Below are 17,835 nucleotides of genomic sequence, written 5' to 3'. Positions count from 1 at the left end.
AAGTCTACCTCTCGTGCCTCGGCTCTCGACGTGGTATTTTCATGATATATACCAGAAACACGGAGTATACCATGAAGAAAGAGAGCCGGAACTCGCCGCCCGAGGCTTCGCCGGATCCCATGTCCGATCCGTTGCCCGATACCGAACGCGTGACGATCGACGAAGCCGGCCGGCTGGTGGTCCCGGCCCGCTTCCGCCGCGCACTGGACATTCAGGGCCGGCAGCAACTGATCATGGGCCTGGAGGGCGACACGATCCGGCTGCGCACCACCAGCGCCGCACTCGCGCGGCTGCAGGCCATCGTGCGCCGGCACCGGAAGGGCTCCGGGAGCGTCGTCGATGAGTTCATCCTGGAACGGCGAGCCGAAGCCGCCCGTGAATGAACCCGCCGAGGCTGTCCTTGACGCCTCGGCCGTCCTGGCCGCGCTGCTAAATGAACCGGGGGCGGTTCGCGTCGAACGCGCGCTCAAGCGAGGAGCCGCCATGTCGTCGGTGAACGTGGCCGAGGTCGCGGCGCGTCTCTCGCAAGACGGCTTGTCCTCCGTGACGGTGGCGAGCGTAGTCGAGGGATTGGGGGTCGAAGTCATTCCCTTCGACTGCCGGGCGGCGCTGCTCAGCGGCGCCTATCGTGAGAGGACGCGTCGCCAGGGCCTCGGACTGGGTGACCGGGCATGTCTGGCCACCGCAAGCAGCCTCGGCCTCCCGGTCCTCACCGCCGACCGAAGCTGGGCCGACCTCGAAATCGACGGCGTCAAGGTCGTGCAGATCCGGTAGAGGACCTGCCGAGCGTACGGGTGCCCGCCGAGGTCATTAGGGGACCAGTTCGCCTGGCTGCCGCTCCTTCACGTGACGGCGCATCCAGTCGAACATCTCCCACACGGTGTGCAGGACCGATTCCCGGGCCCGGTAGCCGTGGCTTTCGTGCGGCAGCATCACCAGGCGGACGGTGCCTCCCAGACCCTTCACGGCGTGGTACATGCGCTCGGACTGGACGGGGAAGGTCCCGGAGTTGTTGTCGATGACGCCGTGGGTCAGGAGCAGCGGTTCGTTGATCTTCTCCGCGTGCATGAAGGCCGACATGCGGAAGTAGACCTCCGGCGCCTCCCAGAAGGTGCGGCGCTCGTACTGGAAGCCGAAGGGCGTGAGGCTCCGGTTGAAGGCGCCACTGCGCGCGATGCCGGCGGCGAAGTCGTCGGAGTGCGCCAGCATGTTGGCGGTCATGAAGGCGCCGTAGCTGTGGCCGGCGATCCCGACCCGGTCGCGGTCCGCCACGCCCATCTCGACGAGCTTGTCCACCGCGGCCTTGCCGTTGGCCACCAGCTGCTCCACGTAGGTGTCGTTCGCCGCAAAGCCGCCCACGATCGGCATCGCGGCGTCGTTGAGCACCGCGTACCCCTGCGTGAGGAGCAGGAGGTGCGAAGCGCCGGAGATGGTCGTGAAGCGGTGGGCCGAGCCCCTGACCTGGCCCGCGCCGTCCTCGTCGGCGAACTCGCGCGGGTAAGCCCAGACCAGGACCGGGAGACGCTGGCCGGGCTCGTAGTCGGCGGGCAGGTGCAGCTCACCCGATAGCGGGATGCCGTCGCCGCGCTCGTAGTAGATCTTGCTCTTCGTGATCCCCGCGAGCTGGGGCTGGGGGTTCGGGACGGAAGTAAGGGCCGTGCGCTCGTCGTTTGCCGTCGTGACGAGGTGGTAGTTCGGGGGCTCCTCGCTGGTCTCGCGCCGGACCACGATCCGGCCGGCGCGTGCGTCCGCCAGGCCGACCACGGTCTCGTAGCTGTCCGCGCCCGAGTGGAAGAGTCGCTGCCGCTCGGCGGTCGCCAGATCCAGCCGGTCCAGGAATGGACGGTCTCCTTCCGGAGATCCTCCCGGGCCCGCCAGAAAGATGCTCGTGCCGTCCATGTGGACGACCCGCTTGCCGGCCCCGTCCTGCTTCATGACCGGGTCGCCCGGATTCCCATACCAGTCGTCCGTGCTGCGGTCCCAGAGGAGCGCCGGCTGGCCGCCGGGGGTGGAAGCCTGCACGGCCCAGGCGCGGGACCGCCGTGTCGGCCAGTCGAATTCGTAGACCAGGGCGGTCTCGCCGTCCTCGCCCCACAGGACCGGGTAGCCGAAGCCGAAGGCGCCCGAGCCCAGGCGGTGCTCGGTGCGGACGAGTTCCGTGCCCTCTCCGTCGAACGGCGCCGCGAGGGTCAGCACCCGGTCGCGGTGGGGCACGTCGAGCGCGGGGTTGCCGCCGTCGAGGGCTTCCACGTAGGCCAGGGTGGCGGGCACGCCGGGGCGCCAGGAGAACTGGCGGAGACCGGCGCGGCGGAAGCCCAGGTGCTCGGGGCCGCCCTCGTCCAGGGGCAGCGTGGTGAGCGTGCGCAGGGGCGCGCCGTCGCTGCCGAGGACTTCCACCTCCCTGGCGAAGCGGGAGTCGGGCACGAGGTACGAGTAGGGGCGAACCGTGCGGACGGACAGGTAGTATTCGCCGTTGGGCGAAGGGTCGAGGGAGTCGTAGAGCGCCGGGGCGCCGATGGGTTGCGTGGTTCCGGTGGAGGCGTCGACGAGGGTCGGCTGCGACGTGAGGTAGTAGTCGAAGAGCGCCTCGTCGTGGGCGTCTTCCAGCAGGTCCTGGAAGGTCCAGGAGGGGGCGGCCTCGCCGCCGGATTCCTGAGTGATGGGGCCGACGGGGACAGCCGCCGGGGTGGGCGGGACGCCGCGGCCATCGGGAACGAAATGGCAGAGGAGCGAACGGCTGTCGGGCATCCAGGCGCAGGGTTCGCCGCGGGCGCCGTTCAGCGATGGGCTCGTAAGGGCTCGCGCGGTGCCCGTTTCCGGATCGGCCAGCCAGAGGGCGACCCCGTCCGAGGTCGTCCGCGTGAAGGCGAAGCCGTCGCCGACAGGCGACCACAGCGGTGGCCCCAGGCCGTCCTCGGCGCCGGTTACGTCGCGCGTGTCGCCGCCGTCCAGGTCGACGACCGAGAAACGCACGAACGGCGGCGCGGCGTGCATGCCGTTGGTGACCGGACTGATCCTGCGTCCGGCCAGCCGCAGCATCGGCGCGGCCAGATCCTCGATCCCGGGCATGCTCTCGCTGTATGCGAGGATCATCCGGTCGCCGGACGGACTGATCACCGCCTGGGGGAACGGGGAGGCGTCCAGGATGTCGACGACGTCCGGGGGTGGCGTACGGTAGGCTTCCTGCGCAGCCAGCCGGCCGGATGGCGGTACAAGCAGGGTGGCGAGTGCGAGGATCGGGGCGGCGAAGCGACGGATCGACATGGTGCAAGCTCCCGCGCAGGTGGGTCCGGTTACGCTGATAGTAGACTTGGCGGGCCGGGCGTGACAGCGGTAGGAAACCGTTGTCTGTGGGGTGTGTTGATTTTTCAGCACACATACGCCAGCTTTGACTCATCGGACGGGATTTGGCCCCTCGGGGAGGTTTGGGAGATATCGCAGGGACGGAGGATGATTGCTGTGAGCCCACTTGCGGAGCTGAGCAGGCGAGAGCGCGAGGTCATGGATCTCGTGTACGAACTTGGGAATCCAACGGCGGCGCAGATCCGGGAACACATGGCGGATCCTCCGACGTACTCCGCCGTGCGTTCGATCCTGCGGGGTCTCGTGAACAAGGGACACCTCGTGAGTGAGTCCGATGGTCCCCGCTACCTCTATTCGCCCACCATGCCGGCGCTGCGCGCCCGGCGCTCGGCCATGCGCCGCGTGCTCAAGACCTTCTTCGGCGACTCGGTGGAGGGGGCAGTGGCCACGCTGCTCGAGCTGCGCGAGGGCGGCCTCTCGCCGGCGGAGCACGCCCGCCTCCAGGAGATGATCGAGAAAGCGGCAGAGGAGGGACGGTGAGCCCGGCCGTGCTGATCGCCCAGGTCACGCTCCTGCTCCTGCTGGCGCTCGCGCTGGCGTGGTTCATGCGGCGGGGGGCTTCGAGGACTCTGCACCTGCTGTGGACGGCGACGTTCGCCCTCGTCCTCGCGCTCCCCGTCCTCGGCTTCTTCGGTCCCTCGTGGGAGATCCCGCTCCTGCCGGCCCCTGGCGGGGCGTCGCCCGCGGCTACGATCAGGGGTGCCACTTCCGCGACCTTCGACCCCGCCCTCGGCCCCTCTGGTCTGATCGCGACGCTGGAGGTGGCCGGAATGCGGGAGGCCCTGTTCCTGGCGGAACGGGCCAGGCTGGACGCGCGTACGGATGCGGCGAAGAGCGCCGCGAGCGCGGCTATGGGGCACCCCGTCGTCCGGGTCGCGTGGATCGCGTGGCTGGTCGGCTGCGTTCTCTCCCTGGCCTCGCTCGCCTTCGCGGCGCTCCGGCTCCGGAAACTGGTGCGGACGGCCCGGCCCGTGCGCGACCCCGAATGGGTGCGCGCGGCCGCGACGCTGCAACGACGGCTCGGCCTCCGCCGCGAGGTCCGGCTGCTGTCCGGCGAGGCGGTGGCGACGCCGATGACGGGCGGGCTATGGCGCCCGGTGATCCTGCTTCCGGCTGCGGCCGCGACGTGGAGCCCGGAGCGGCGGGTCGTGGTCCTCACGCACGAACTCATCCACGTGCGGCGGCGGGACGCGCTCCGCCAGTTGATCCGGCGGGTCGTGCTCGCCCTGCACTGGTTCCATCCTCTCGCGTGGATCGCCTCGCGCCGCGCCGGGCTCGCGAGCGAGAAGGCCTGCGACGAAGAAGTGCTCGCCCTCGGCGCCCGGCCCTCGGACTACGCCCGGCACCTCCTCTTTCTGGCCGCCGGCCTTCCCCGCGGTCCGAGGGCGCTGGCGCTCCCCCTGGCGCACCCCATCGTCCACCCCTCGCAGCTCGAGCGGAGGATCACGTCCATCCTCGCGCGCCGACGTCCGCGCCCCAGCCTCGTGCGCGCGGCCCTGACGCTCGCGGTCCTCGGCATCGCGGGCGTATTCGTCGCCGCCGCGCGCCCGGTCCCGGTCGGCGAAGCAGCCGCCACCATCTCGGAGGCCACGCCCGAGGCTGCCGCAATTGCCGCCGAGGTCCGGCGCGAGGCCACGCGCGAGCGATCCACCCGAGAGGCCGCATTCGCCGCCGCACGGGCCGCCGCCGTTCGCGCCGCCACGCCCCCCACCGCCGGCACGACTTCATCCGGCGCCCCGCACGAGGTGGAGTGCGTCGCGTCCCCCGATTCGATTCGGTCGTTCGCCTTTCGGGGTGGCGGCAGGGTGACGCCGAACTGGAAGTGGACGGATGGGGGATTCACGATGGTGAGACGCGTCGCGGGGATGCTGCTCTGCATGCGTGGAGAGGGCGATGTCACGCTGAACGACGCGGACACCGCCGTGCGCTCGCTGGGCGACGACAGCTGGCTCTTCCTCGCGTCGACGGGCGAGCGGACGCACCGCCTCGCGATCACCGGCGGGCCGGAAGGCATCGCACGCGAATGGAGCGTCGACGGCGTCCAACAACCCTTTGACGCGGAGGCCCGCCGATGGCGCGACCTGATGTTCACCGTCATGAACCACTATCAGGACGCGTGGTTCTCTACCACAGGCGGAGTCCTGCTGTACGGCCGGATCTCCGGGTACCGCGACGAACTCTCGAACCTGCAGTCCGCCCTGCGCGACGCGCAGCCGGCGGAGGCGCTCCGCGAATTGGTGCAGGATCTCATGGCCTGGGAGATGGGGCTCCGCCGCATCACGGAGACGATCCGGCGCTCCGATCTCGACACGCAGCTCACGGGCATCGCGGAACGGATCGCGGACATCGACTTCGGCGTGGCCGGTCTGATGACGGACGTCGAGATGTCCGACCTCGAACGCCGGCTCCTCGAGATCTCGGAACTGATCAAACGCCAGGCCGAGGGCCCGGATCTGGAGCAGCGGCTGGAGGAGATGGAGCACTCGCTTCAGGATGTGCTCGACGAACTGCAGGGGGCGACCCGATGACGGCCGGTGCGCGCCGCCGCGTCGGCGCCGGACTCGCGGCGGCCCGGGCAGCGGTCTTCGCCGCGGTCGGGTTTCACGCACAGGCGGCGGTCGCGCAGGAGGTCGTGGATCTCCCCTCCGAGGATCGCCTGCTGTCTCCCGATCTCGAACTCGTGTACCGCATCGGGTCCGCCGCGCCGGAGGCCGCGTGGGCGGAGTTCTCGTCCATCCCGAGCCTCTGGTTCGATGGCTCGGGGAACCTCCACTTCATGGACCAGACGGCGCCGCTCTCGGGCCGGACACGCATCGTTGTCGTGGACCCCACAGGCGGGCTCGCGACCGAGTTCGGACGCGATGGCGATGGTCCCGGCGAGTTCCGGGCCCCGAGGCAGATGTATGTGTGGGCCGACGGGAGCACGCTGGTCCAGGACATCATGCACATGGGGTATCACGTCTTCGCCCCGGGCGGCGAGTTCGAGCATATGCTCGGGATGGAACTGGGCAGCGACATGCGCCCGGAGCGCACCGGAGTCCGGAGCGCCGTCGCCGGCGCCCGGGACAGGTCGACCGGCGAGGAGGGACTGGCCATCCGGCGCTTCGACCTGTCATCGGACGAGGTATCGGAGCAACCGCTGGTGGAGGCCTGGGCGCCCCGAGCGTTGGAGGAGCGAGACCACGAAGCCGACGACCCGGAGGCCATGGCGTCGCGCCCCGAGTGGGGGTTCGAGCCGGGGCTGCTGTTCGACGTGCTGCCCTCGGGTGGGGTCGCGTTCTCGGACTCGTCGGCCTACGCGATCAAGCTCACTGATCCCTCCGGCGCGGTGTCGCGTATCCTGCGCCGGCCCATCCGGCCGCTGCCGGTCACGGAGTCCATGCGGCGTGAGGAGCGCGAACGCCGCCTCGAGCGGGCGAGAAACCCGATCATGACGGGCTCGCGGTCGCCCGAGGCGATGGCGGCGATGGATTTCCTCATGGGGGGGCGGAGGCAAGCGGTCGAGAACATGCGGTTCCATCCGGAGGTGCCAGTGCTCGCGGCCGTCCGCACGACTTGGGACGGCACGCTGTGGATCCAGCGGAGCGCTGAGCCGGGCGTCGAAGAGCCGGGCCCCGTCGACGTGCTCGCGCCGGACGGCCGCTACGTCGGCACGCTCGCGCCGGATGTCCTCCGCATGCCGCGCGCTTTCGGCCCGGGCGGCCTGGTCGCCTTCGTCGACACCGATGAGTTCGACGTCCCCGTCATCACTGTACGGCGCCTGCCGCCCGAGATCCGCTGAGCCCGGTGATCCCCTACCTCCCCAGCTCTTCCGAGATGGCGCTGTGGCGGTACTCGAAGATGCGCTCGAGATCGGGGCGCACGAACCAGCGGTCGATCAGCGGGCCGCCCGGGACCGCGTACGTGACGTGGTCCTCCACCCGCGTGCCTCCATCCTCCTCCCGGAGGCGGTGCTCGTGGACCCACTTCCGATACGGGCCGCGGCGCTGCTCGTCGACGAAACCGTGCGGCGGATCCCAGTGTGTGATCTCGCTCTGCCACCGAATGGGGATTCCGTGCAGCCGTAGCCGATAGTCGATTCGCGTTCCCACGCGCATCTCGATCGGCGGTGGAGTGACGATCCGGAACTTCACGAATGGCGGCGTGATCCGCTCCAGGTTGTGGGCGTCGGAAAAGAAGGCGAAGGTCCGCTCAAGCGGGCTGGGCACCCACTGGGAAGTGACGAAGATGCGGTCGCCAGACGTTCCCGCGGGAACGTCCCCTAGGTTGCGCAGGGAGACATTTCGGGGTGGGCGGTCCAGCGCTCGAACGCCTCCCCGCCGGCCGCCAACTCGACCGCGGTCGTCCCGCCCGGGTCCACGTTCGTTCGCGGCGTGGGTCCGAGTTCCGAGCCGGAGGAGAGGTGGACTTCGACGCGGACGGCGCACAGGGTCTCGTCCGTCGTGTTCTCGACCATGCCCGCGAAGATGTCCTGGCCCGCATCGTAGGAGAGCACGAGCCGCGCGCCGCGTCGGATCGCGTCCCACGTCTCGTCTCGCGCCAGGTATTCGCCCGACTCCTCGCCTTCGTCGCCCTCGCCGTGCCCGCCTTCGCCTCCGTGCTCGCCATTCTCGCCGTTGTGTTCGCCCCGGCCTTCGCGACCCACGCGGTCGTGTTCGCCGCTTCCCTCACGGCCCTCGCCGTGCTCTCCCTCGCCGTCGTGCTCGCCACCCTCCTCGTGCTCGCCCTCTTCCTCGCCCGCGCCGGCGGCGGAGAGCTTGCGGTGCATTCCGCGGACGTTGAGTTCGCGCCAGTCGTCGTAGCGGTCCCAGTGGCTGTAGTCCTCCATGAGGACGGTTTCGGCCGTCTCGTCCTCGCTCAGCCCCGCCTCCACGGCGGCCCGCACGGCCGCGTCCAGATCCCGGTAGTAGGTGAGTTGCCGCTCGATGGCGGCCCGGTCGCCCGGCGGCCCGTGCCCGAACACGATCGTCTCGAAGGGGATCTCGAGCAGGCCCTCGATCGCGTCGAACATGTCGGGGAAGTGGAAGCTGCCGAGATCCTGGTACCCGAACCGGTCGCGCGACACGAAATCCACCGCGAAGGCGAGGTTGTGCGCCGGCAGGAAGCCCACGGCGATATCGTCGCTGTGGCTGCGGCCCAGGTAGTGGAGTTCGATCTCGCCGCCCGCGAGCGTCATCGTCTCATCGAAGGTGGTCGTGGGCGGGGGAAGGTCGGGGTTCGCGGCCTCCCTGAGCGGCGCGTCCGCGTTTCGGTGCGCGTAGATGGGGACGTCGGCTCCGAACGCCTCGCGCAGCACCTCGGCGCCCGTCGCGTGGTCCGCGTGGTTGTGGCTGTAGACGATGGCCGCGAGTTCGGCCCCCGGCGCGACCCGGCGGATCTCCTCCGCATAGGTGGCGGCCGCCTCGACCGAGATCGGATCGAAGGCGAAGACGCCCTCCGAGGTCACGGCGAACAGGGCGTTGTGTCCGATCCAGCGGAACTGGTAGACCCCCTCGGCGACCTCGGTCGTCTCGAACTGCGGCGGCGCGTCGGCGGCCGCGGCGCCCCCGGCGGGTTCGTCGGACGGCCCATCTCCCCCTCCGCAGGCGACCCACGAAAGTGAAGCGCCGAGCGCGACGAGCGAGAGCAGGGGGATGCGAGAGATCAGAGGGATCGATGGGCCGGAGACCAGGCTGGAAGAGCGCTTGCGAATCATATCTACTACCTCCATAGTAGCTGGCGCGGAATCGCCCGGTTGAGATCGGACCGGGCGCCGCACCCACACTCGAACAAACCTAAGCCGCGACGGGAGGCTGCCAAGATGCTGCAGGGGGCTGCCAGGATGAGGCGGACGTCACGACGGAACGCCAGCCGTGGACCGCAGTTCGCCGCGGGGGCCGCGACGGGGTTCGCCGCCGGGTGGGTGGCGGTGCTCGGGGTCGCGCTCGGAGGGGCCGGCCTGCACGCCCAGGAGATGGTCGACCTTCCCGGCGAGGATCGTTCCGTCTCGCCGGACCTCGAACTGGTGTACGCCATCGGATCCGCCGCCGCGGCCGAGTGGGAGGAGTTCACGTCGATCTCCGGGATCGCCTTCGACGGTGAAGGCAATCTCTACCTCCTGGACGGGACCCGGATGGAGTCCAACGTGCGCGTCGTCGTGGTCGACGCGGCGGGGGGATTCGTGAACAGCTTCGGCCGCGCCGGCGACGGCCCGGGCGAGTTCCGCGCGGCGACGCAACTCGTGGTGTGGGAGGACGGTCAGATCCTGGTCGAGGACATGATGCACGCGGGATACCACGTCTTCAGCCCCGCCGGCGAGTTCGAGCGCATGGTGAGGGAGGGTGGCGGGGGCATGGGGTTCGCCATGGCGCGCCGCCCGAACCTGCGACCAGAGCGGACGGGCGCGCGCACCCTGATCGGCCGCAGCGGACGCACGATCCAGCGCGTCGACATGTCCTCGGAGGACGTCGAGGATCGCGTGCTCGCGGAGGCCTGGGCGCCGGTCGAGGACGATGGCCCGCGGAGCGGCGACCTCGAAGACATGATCCGCGACGAATGGGGGTTTGAACCGGACCTCCTGTTCGACGCGCTGCCATCGGGGGGTGTCGCCTTCTCCGACTCGTCGGCCTGGGCCGTCAAGCTCACCGATCCGTCGGGCGCGGTCTCGCGCATCCTGCGCCGGCCCATCCGGCCGCTGGCCGTGACGGAGGAGATGGAGCGGGAGGAGCGCGAACGGCGGCTCGAGGCCGAGAGCAATCGCACGATCACCCAGCGCGGGAACGCACCGCCCGCCGCGGTGCTCGAGCTCATCGACAACATGAGGTCGCTGCGGCTGGAGGCGGTCGAGGACATGCAGTTCTTCCCGGAAGTGCCGGTCATCGCGGCCCTGCGCGCGACCTGGGACGGCGCGCTGTGGGTCCAGCGGAGCACGGAGCCCGGCTCGGACGAACCGGGCCCCATCGACGTGATCGCTCCGGACGGCCGCTACCTCGGCACGCTCGAGACGGGCACCGCCGCGCTGCCCGACATGCCGGACGCCTTCGGCCCGGACGGCTTCGTCGCCTTCATCGACACGGACGAGTTCGACGTCCCCGTCATCACCGTGTGGCGGCTCCCGCCCGCGATCCGCCTCGAATCCGCGCGACCTCGGCGACCCTAGGTATCCGCTGCCGGCGGAGGGAACGTGTTCCGCACGCGGAGCGATCGCCGGAAGTAGGCCGTCCAGACTGTCGCCCACGCCAGAGACCCGACGACGATCGCCGCGAGGATCGCGATTGCGGCCACCCATTCCTCGGGGCTCCTCCTCTGCGCCGCCCCTTCGGGCTCCAGATTGAAGGGGACGGCGGCCGCGCGCAGCGTGATCACGAGGGCGACGACCCACAGCGCGACGACGTTCCACCGCGGGGCTCGCGGCGACTTCAGCAGGATGAGAGCGAGGGGGGACGCGAGGAGAAGGAAGATCGCGACGAGCAGCCAGATGGCATAGTCGAGAAACCACCCCGACAGGCCTGCCGAATGGACGAGCAGGAAGGGGATGGAACCACAGAGATAAACCAGGAGCCAGCCTCCCACGCCGACCGGAGTGTTTCCGCGGTTCATGGTGCCAGCCATTCCGGAGTATGGAGGGCGCCCGTGACGCGGTGCGCCATCCGCCGCCGCGAGATCGCCACGGTCGTGCGGGCGCGCTCCCCCGTCACGGTCGCATCGATCTCCGAAGCAGCTCGGAGGCCCGACTGGAGGGCTCCCTGCATCCACCCCCGCTCCACCGAGGCGTGCTCGCCAGCGAAGTGAATGGGGCCCTCGGGCGATGCCAGTTCCGGGTGCTCGGCGAACGGGGGATCGTTCCGGGTGTAGGCGGCCCCGATCCAGGGCTGGTGCTCCCACGCGAAGTGGGTTCCGCGCTCCGCGACCTCGCGGGAGCCAGGGAACAAGCCATCAAAGCGATCGATGAAATCGGGTACGATGGCGCCGGGCTCCATCGCCGCGACCGTGCGCGCCATGGCTCCGTACATGTAGGACATCAGGACTCCGCGCGGTCCCGGCTGATTCCAGGTCGGATGCCACATTTCCGAGAACCCCCCCACGAACGACAACCCCCATCCGTTCAGGCCGTCCTCCTCCCAGTTCCGTTCCGCGTACTGGACGTAGACCCGGGTGACGTCCTGGTAGGAAGTGGCTTCGAAGGCCGCTCGCTTCGCTGCCGAGAGGATGGGGTCGAACACGATCTTGTCGATGACGGGGAGGGGGACGGTACAGATGAGGTGGCCGCCCCTCAGTTCCCCCGCCGCGTCGCCGGTTCCGTAAGAGGCCACGACGCCGGCCTCGTCCCGGACCACCCTCGTCACCGGCGAGCCGTACCGCACCCGGTCTCCGAGCGCTTCGGCAAAGGCGATCGGCAAGGCGTCGGTCCCCGTCGGAATCTTCAGCCACGTGTCCCGCCCCCCACCGAGGAACACGTCCGGCGTCTCCCGGTAGCGGTCTCCCCGCTCGGGAACGATGAGGTACTCACCGTCCTGCGTATAGAAGGGAGAGGTCTCGATCCCGAAGTGATCGATGTAGCCGAGCGTTCGATCGTGGTCCGGCGGGATGCGGGCCGGGCCGGATTCGGCGATGAGTCCGTCGTTGAAGGGCTCGCGAAGTGTCTGTACCCGACCCCCCGCTGCGTTTCTTGCCTCCAGAACCCGGACATCGTGCCCCGCCCGGGCCAACTCGTATGCGGCGACCAGCCCGGCAAGACCGGCGCCCACCACGATCACGTCGACCCGATCTCCGGGCGAGGGCGGTGGCGGCACACTGACGTCCGGACCCATGCCGCCGCCCGAGCAGCCAGCGCCCAGGGAGAGAGAGACCAGGGCGCCACTGCCGCGGGCGAGAAAGTCCCGGCGGCTGAGCGTTGTCTTGTCGGTGTTGGCCGTCATCGGTCTCGCGCCGCCGTCGCGGCGGGCATGGTTGTTCACGCTTGACAACGCTCCGGTCGGGGCACATGATCCGGCAATCCGAATAAACACCGAACATCAAGCCCCACGGAGCATCCATGTCCTACGCCGAAGGTCTCGCCGCCCAGCTTTCCATGTCCAGAAGCCTGTTCAAGAAGACGCTGGAGACATTCACGGAGGAGGATTCGGGTTTCGGGCCCAACCCGGACGTCTTCACCGTGGCCGGCCACGTGGCGCACGCCGCCGGTACGGTCGACTGGTTCGTCGACGGCGCGTTCGGCGACGGCTGGAACATGGACTTCGAAGGACATCTCGAGGAGGCGCGGGCCGTCACTTCGGTGGCCGAGGCGATCGCCTGGGTCGACCGGGCCTACGGCCGGGCGATCGAGGTCATCGGATCCCAGTCGGACGAGGATCTCCACGCGCCGATCGAAGATCCGCGGATCATGGAAGGCCAGCCGCGAGCGGCGGTCGTGAACGGGATCGTGGATCACACGGCGCACCACCGGGGCGCGCTCACGGTCTACGCGCGTCTGCTCGGCAAGGTGCCGGTGATGCCGTATGCCTAGAGTGTCGCGTGCGGGGGTCCGGACGGGGCGGGAGCCGCGAAGCTCCTAGATTTCGCGCACGAAGATCTGCGCGGCGGATTCGCGGCGCAGCGCGAGGAGGGTGCCCTCGACGGAGATGATCGGGTCTCCCGTGGGGGAATTGCGAACGCGGCGCAGCGTGCAGCCGGGCAGGATGCCGCGTTCGAGCAACGGCTCGACTTCGTCGTTCGGTGCGTCGATGCGCTCGAGTTCGACCGCTTGCCGCAGCGGCACGTCCATCAGCGACGTCCGGGAACCGTTCGATCGTCCGTTCTTCAAGCCGGGATTGTCCCTCACGTTGGTTTGACGGTCGGAGCGCAACATACTAGCGTCTTCCTCGGTTGAGAACCAGTCTCAACTAACGATAATCGTTATCGGTAGTTTCCCACCATGCACCCAGTCGCGACCCCAGCGCGCGCCGACCACGGAGCCGGTACGGATGCGCCCGCTTCCGGGCCGCCCGTCGTGGCTCTCATCGGTCCGCCCAACTCGGGAAAGACGACGCTCTTCAACCGTCTGACCGGGCTGCGGCAGAGGGTCGCGAACTACCCGGGCGTCACGGTAGAGAAGCACGTGGGCCGGGTGCGCTTCGCCTCGGGCCTCGACCTGGACATCGTCGACCTGCCGGGCGTAAGCGGTTTCTCGGCCCGTTCTCCCGATGAGCGCGTCACGCGCGACGTGCTGGAAGGCCGGATCGAAGGGCTGCGGGCACCCGAGGCCATCGTGCTCATCGTCGACGCGGTCCGGCTCGAGACGCAGCTCATGCTCGTGGGTCCCGTGCTCGAACGGGAGCGCCCCACGCTCCTTGTCCTCAACATGGCGGACGAACTCGAGGCGGGGGACGGCACGCTGGACGACGAGGCGCTCGCCGCCGCGTTCGGCGTGGAAGTGGTCCGGACGGACGCCCGCACGGGGCGGGGCGTTGAAGCGGTCGCCGACTTCCTCGACCGGGTGGCCATGCACGCGGCGACGCCCGCGACCGGTGCGAAGCCGCGGTCGGGTTCCGGGGCCGAACGAGCCGGGCTGCCGACGATGGACGCGCTCTCCCGCCGCCGCGACGTGGTCCAGAACGCGCTCGCCTCCGCCGGGTACCGGTCCGCCGGCCCGCCGAAGCTGACGCAGCGTCTCGACGCCCTCTTCCTGCACCGGATCGCGGGTCCGGCCGTGTTTCTCGTCCTCGCCGCCCTCGTGTTCCAGGCCATCTTCACGTGGGCCACGCCGATCATGGACGGGGTCGAACTCGGCATCGCCTCCTCCGGCGAATGGCTGGCGGCGCGGCTGCCGGCGAGCTGGTTCCGGGACCTTCTCATCGACGGCGTGTGGGCGGGCGTCGGCTCCGTCCTCGTCTTCCTCCCCCAGATCCTCATCCTCTTCCTCTTCCTGGGGATCCTGGAGGACTCCGGCTACATGGCGCGGGCGGCCGTGATCGCCGACCGCACGATGCTGAAGGTCGGGCTGCAGGGACGGGCGTTCCTGCCGCTCCTCTCGGCCTACGCGTGCGCGGTCCCGGCGATCCTCTCCTCGCGCACCGTGGAAAACGAGCGCGACCGGACGGCGACCATGTTCATCGCCCCGTTCATGACCTGCTCGGCGCGGCTGCCCGTCTATGCCCTCCTCATCGCGGCGTTCATCCCGGAGCGTCCGCTCCTGGGGCCGTTCGTCGGGACGCGGGCGGCGACGATGCTCGGCCTCTACGCGCTGGGCCTCGCCGCGGCCATCGGCACCGCCTTTCTGCTCCGGCGCACGTTTTTGCGGGGCAAGCCCGCCGGGTTCGTGATGGAACTGCCGCCGTACCGGATTCCGGCGCTGCGGACGCTTGCCCTCCGCCTCCTCGACCGGAGCAAGATCTTCCTCCGGAGGGTGGGGAAGATCATCCTCGCCGTGACCGTCGTCCTCTGGGTTCTGGCCCAGTTCCCCCGGGTCGACGGCGCCCCGCCGCCGGTCGAGGAGAGCGCGCTCGGACAGATGGGGCAGGTGATCGAACCGGCGATCGAACCGCTCGGGTTCGACTGGAGGATCGGGGTGGGTCTCGTCTCGTCGCTCGCGGCGCGCGAGGTCATCGTCGGCACGCTCGGCACCATCTACGGAATCGAGGACGGCGACGAGACGTCCCTCGAACTGCGGGCCGCCCTGCAGCGGGATCTGGACTTCGGGGCGGCGGTCGCCCTGCTCGTCTTCTTCGTGTTCGCGCTTCAGTGCATGTCCACGGTCGCGATGATGCGGAGGGAGACGGCGGGCTGGAAATGGCCCCTGGCCCAGTTCGGCTACATGCTCGTGCTGGCCTACGCCGGGGCGCTGACCGCGAACCAGTTGCTCTGAAGCCGCGGGTCCGGCGGGTCGCCAGGTCGGGTCGCTAGGCCGGGTCGCGGAAGAACCGGGGGTAGAGCAGCGCGTTGGCGAGCGCCACGACGGTGAAGACGATGAGCGCGTCCACCATGCTCCAGTAGTAGAACGGCCGGATCCCCGCCACATAGTGGTTCATGTAGACGGCGGCGAGAGCGCAGAAGAACGCCGCCATCAGCAGGTAGCTCTTCAGGCTGCGGACCCAGATCGAACCTCGGAGCACGGGGTTCAGAAGGTGGAAGACGACCCCCGCCACGAACCACATCGCGTAGTTGTAGCCCAGCGAGATCATGAAGTCGGTGGATGTGAAGTCCTGATCGAACGCCTCGGGGAAGAGCGGCAGGGGCCTGTGCATCGGCTCCATGATCGTGAATCCCTCGATGAACCCGCCCACGGTGTAGCGCACGACGTTCAGCAGCACGACGAGCGCCGCCAGCTTCAGGACCGTCTTCACGTTGCTCCTCTCCCGGCTCGCGCCCGGACCCGTCGGGCCGACAGGCTGCGGGTTTCCCCGTCTCCTACCGTGCGAGACTATCCATCCCGCAGTATCGGAACAACGGAACCGGGAACAGAAACAGGGAGGGACGGCCGATGCTCGCCAGAAACGCCGTAGTACTGCCTGGACCGGCCAGGGGCATCGCCGGCGCTTTCGTCGTGGTTGCCGCGTGCGGTGCTCTCGGCTGCGGCGCGGAACCTGCGGGCGAAGCACTGGAAACTCCCGGCGATACGTCTCCCTACCACATCCTCCTGACCAACGATGACGGCATCGAGTCGCCCGGCATTCAGGATCTCGCGGCGGCGCTCCGCGAGGTCGGCGAGGTGACGGTCGTCGCGCCGTGTGGCGAGCGTAGCGGCAGCAGCATGTCGATCCTGCTCGGCCAGGAGGTCCGCCTTCGCACGTTCCCGGAAGGACACTGCGTCGACGCCACGCCGGCCGGCGCGGTCCTTTTCGCCGCGGACGCGCTCGCACCCGAATCCGGCTTTGACCTGGTCGTGAGCGGGATCAACCGTGGTGCGAACGTCGGCGAAGTGTCCCACATGTCCGGCACGGTGGGTGGCGCGATGATGGGCGCCTACCTCGGGATGCCCGCGGTGGCCGCCTCGCTGGGCAACCCCTCCGGCGGGTTCGGGTACGCGGCCCGCACCGTCGCGCGCTTCGCCGCCGAACTCCGCCGCCGTGGCGTGGAAGCCGGCGTCGTGTACTCCATCAACTTCCCGGTGGGCACGGCCGAGGACGCGAGCGGCATCGCGGCACGCGCCATGGGCGGCCAGTACATCAAGGTCGAGTACGAGGAAGTGACAGGGGACGGCGCCGAAGAAGCCTCGGCGGACGAGGGCGTGCGCCTCTTCCGACCCCGTTTCGAGAGACCGGATCCCTATCCGGCCGGGAGCGATTCCGAAGCGTACGGCGAAGGGTTTATCACGATCACCCCGCTCCGCTTCGACTGGACGGACCGACCCACCGTCGATGCCCTGGAGGGGTGGGACCTCGAGGCGCTCCTCGAGGACGGGGAAGACGGGAGATAGGCGGGCGCCGGTCCCGGGACCGACCGCCCCGACGCGGCGCCCGGCCTACCAGCCGAGGACGTAGCCGAACACGAGCGGGGCGACGATCGTCGCGTCGGACTCGATGACGAACTTCGGCGTGTCCACGTCCAGCTTGCCCCAGGTGATCTTCTCGTTGGGGACGGCGCCGGAGTACGACCCGTAGCTCGTGGTGGAGTCGCTGATCTGACAGAAGTACGCCCAGTAGGGACACCAGCGCCGCAGATCCTGCCGGATCATGGGGACGACGCAGATGGGGAAGTCGCCGGCGATCCCGCCACCGATCTGGAACAGGCCGACGGGCTTCGCGTCCCGGTCGGCGCCGGTGTCCGCCGGCCTCGGCGCCGCGTCCGGGTCGACGTCGATCTCGGGCGCCTCCGCCAGCGTTCGGCCGGTGCTCGTGCGCGCGTACCACTCGGCGAGCGCCGCCATGTACTCTGTGCCTCCGAGGACGGGTCCCGGACGGCCCAGTCCGCCGCCGAGCTGTTCCGCGACGAGGACGTTGCCCAGCGTGGAATCTTCCCAGCCGGGCACGAACAGGGGCAGATCGGCCTCCGCGGCTGCCACGAGCCAGGAATCGGCCGGATCGATCTGGTAGCGGTCCGCGAGGGTGCGGTCCCGGATCAACTGATAGAGGTACTCGTGCGCGAGTCGGCACTCGCCCGCGGCGTCGACCGACCGCCACAGCTCGCGCAGCGGCGCCTCGACGGCGCGAAACGCCTCGGCCTCGGGGATGCAGGTGTCGGTCACGCGGTTCAGCCCGCGCCGCTCGAGGTCCTTCTCCTGCTCGGCCGTGAGCGCGCGCCAGTCGGGGATGCGCCGGTAGTGGTCGTGCGCTACGAGGTTGAACAGGTCCTCCTCGAGGTTCGCGCCGGTGGCGCAAATCGCGTGCACCTTCCCGGCCCGGATCATCTCCGCCAGGGAGAGGCCGAGTTCGGCCGTGCTCATGGCGCCGGCCAGCGTGAGGAGCATCTGTCCTCCGCCGTCGATCAGGTCGCGCCAGGCCTCGGCGGCCGCCCGCAGCGCCGCGGCGTTGAAGTGGCGGTAGTGACGGTCGATGAAGTCGGTGAGCGTCACCCGGC

At 69.6% G+C, this 17,835-nt stretch carries 17 protein-coding genes; 9 read left to right on the top strand and 8 right to left on the bottom strand.

Annotated elements, in window-relative coordinates:
- The first annotated feature begins 71 nt into the window (after positions 1-71).
- Both RN901_RS06965 and RN901_RS06960 read left to right on the top strand, forming a co-directional pair.
- On the top strand, positions 72-383 hold the full coding sequence (locus RN901_RS06965; protein ID WP_310757347.1) for a hypothetical protein: 312 nt from the start codon (positions 72-74) through the stop codon (positions 381-383).
- Positions 376-774, top strand: a complete 399-nt coding sequence (locus RN901_RS06960; RefSeq protein ID WP_310757345.1) for a type II toxin-antitoxin system VapC family toxin — start codon at positions 376-378, stop codon at positions 772-774. The genes RN901_RS06965 and RN901_RS06960 overlap by 8 nt, the downstream gene beginning before the upstream one ends.
- A 36-nt stretch (positions 775-810) precedes the next feature.
- Here the strand turns inward: RN901_RS06960 and RN901_RS06955 are convergent, their stop codons facing one another.
- On the bottom strand, positions 811-3,264 hold the full coding sequence (locus tag RN901_RS06955) for a prolyl oligopeptidase family serine peptidase (RefSeq protein ID WP_310757343.1): 2,454 nt from the start codon (positions 3,262-3,264) through the stop codon (positions 811-813).
- 195 nt (positions 3,265-3,459) lie between these two features.
- Between RN901_RS06955 and RN901_RS06950 the strand changes: the two genes are divergently transcribed.
- From RN901_RS06950 to RN901_RS06940, 3 genes are read left to right on the top strand one after another with little or no spacing between them, the layout of a single operon-like run.
- A complete protein-coding gene (locus tag RN901_RS06950; protein ID WP_310757341.1) occupies positions 3,460-3,843 on the top strand; it encodes a BlaI/MecI/CopY family transcriptional regulator in 384 nt (127 codons plus the stop codon).
- Positions 3,840-5,891 carry a M56 family metallopeptidase gene (locus RN901_RS06945; protein ID WP_310757339.1) on the top strand — a complete coding sequence of 684 codons (2,052 nt, stop codon included), beginning with the start codon at positions 3,840-3,842 and terminating at the stop codon, positions 5,889-5,891. The genes RN901_RS06950 and RN901_RS06945 overlap by 4 nt, the downstream gene beginning before the upstream one ends.
- Positions 5,888-7,144 (top strand): hypothetical protein, encoded by a 1,257-nt coding sequence (locus RN901_RS06940; RefSeq protein ID WP_310757337.1) that lies wholly within the window; start codon positions 5,888-5,890, stop codon positions 7,142-7,144. Before RN901_RS06945 ends, RN901_RS06940 begins: the two co-directional genes overlap by 4 nt.
- Before the next feature lie 13 nt (positions 7,145-7,157).
- Here RN901_RS06940 and RN901_RS06935 read toward each other — a convergent pair whose 3' ends face one another.
- Together RN901_RS06935 and RN901_RS06930 are read right to left on the bottom strand one after the other, a co-directional pair.
- Positions 7,158-7,571, bottom strand: coding sequence for an SRPBCC family protein (locus tag RN901_RS06935; protein WP_310757335.1), 414 nt, complete (start codon positions 7,569-7,571; stop codon positions 7,158-7,160).
- 53 nt (positions 7,572-7,624) lie between these two features.
- Entirely contained in the window at positions 7,625-9,058 is a 1,434-nt protein-coding gene (locus tag RN901_RS06930) for an MBL fold metallo-hydrolase (protein ID WP_310757333.1), read from the bottom strand.
- A gap of 105 nt (positions 9,059-9,163) precedes the next feature.
- On the opposite strand from RN901_RS06930, the gene RN901_RS06925 reads away from it, so the two are divergent.
- On the top strand, positions 9,164-10,501 hold the full coding sequence (locus tag RN901_RS06925) for a hypothetical protein (RefSeq protein WP_310757331.1): 1,338 nt from the start codon (positions 9,164-9,166) through the stop codon (positions 10,499-10,501).
- Here the strand turns inward: RN901_RS06925 and RN901_RS06920 are convergent.
- Together RN901_RS06920 and RN901_RS06915 are read right to left on the bottom strand one after the other, a co-directional pair.
- Positions 10,498-10,941 carry a hypothetical protein gene (locus RN901_RS06920; RefSeq protein WP_310757330.1) on the bottom strand — a complete coding sequence of 148 codons (444 nt, stop codon included), beginning with the start codon at positions 10,939-10,941 and terminating at the stop codon, positions 10,498-10,500. The two genes, RN901_RS06925 and RN901_RS06920, sit on opposite strands and share 4 nt — an antisense overlap.
- A complete protein-coding gene (locus RN901_RS06915) occupies positions 10,938-12,260 on the bottom strand; it encodes an FAD-dependent oxidoreductase (RefSeq protein WP_310757328.1) in 1,323 nt (440 codons plus the stop codon). Before RN901_RS06915 ends, RN901_RS06920 begins: the two co-directional genes overlap by 4 nt.
- 116 nt (positions 12,261-12,376) lie before the next feature.
- On the opposite strand from RN901_RS06915, the gene RN901_RS06910 reads away from it, so the two are divergent.
- A complete protein-coding gene (locus RN901_RS06910; protein WP_310757326.1) occupies positions 12,377-12,847 on the top strand; it encodes a DinB family protein in 471 nt (156 codons plus the stop codon).
- A 45-nt stretch (positions 12,848-12,892) separates the two neighbouring features.
- Here the strand turns inward: RN901_RS06910 and RN901_RS06905 are convergent, their stop codons facing one another.
- Entirely contained in the window at positions 12,893-13,144 is a 252-nt protein-coding gene (locus RN901_RS06905) for a FeoA family protein (RefSeq protein ID WP_310757324.1), read from the bottom strand.
- A gap of 186 nt (positions 13,145-13,330) precedes the next feature.
- On the opposite strand from RN901_RS06905, the gene RN901_RS06900 reads away from it, so the two are divergent.
- Positions 13,331-15,184, top strand: coding sequence for a ferrous iron transporter B (locus tag RN901_RS06900; protein WP_310757314.1), 1,854 nt, complete (start codon positions 13,331-13,333; stop codon positions 15,182-15,184).
- Between the two features lie 34 nt (positions 15,185-15,218).
- Here the strand turns inward: RN901_RS06900 and RN901_RS06895 are convergent, their stop codons facing one another.
- A complete protein-coding gene (locus RN901_RS06895; RefSeq protein ID WP_310757313.1) occupies positions 15,219-15,662 on the bottom strand; it encodes a hypothetical protein in 444 nt (147 codons plus the stop codon).
- A 137-nt stretch (positions 15,663-15,799) separates the two neighbouring features.
- On the opposite strand from RN901_RS06895, the gene surE reads away from it, so the two are divergent.
- On the top strand, positions 15,800-16,735 hold the full coding sequence (gene surE / locus RN901_RS06890) for a 5'/3'-nucleotidase SurE (protein ID WP_310757311.1): 936 nt from the start codon (positions 15,800-15,802) through the stop codon (positions 16,733-16,735).
- Between the two features lie 45 nt (positions 16,736-16,780).
- Here surE and RN901_RS06885 read toward each other — a convergent pair whose 3' ends face one another.
- Positions 16,781-17,830: a deoxyhypusine synthase family protein gene (locus tag RN901_RS06885; protein WP_310757309.1), complete on the bottom strand. Its 1,050-nt coding sequence runs from the start codon at positions 17,828-17,830 to the stop codon at positions 16,781-16,783.
- Positions 17,831-17,835: the final 5 nt, after the last annotated feature.

Origin of the sequence: Candidatus Palauibacter soopunensis (genome assembly GCF_947581735.1) — a bacterium.
GTDB classification, from domain to species: Bacteria; Gemmatimonadota; Gemmatimonadetes; order Palauibacterales; family Palauibacteraceae; genus Palauibacter; species Palauibacter soopunensis.
The sequence above is the reverse complement of the archived record's forward strand: the minus strand, read 5'-3'. Positions and strand labels throughout refer to the sequence as shown.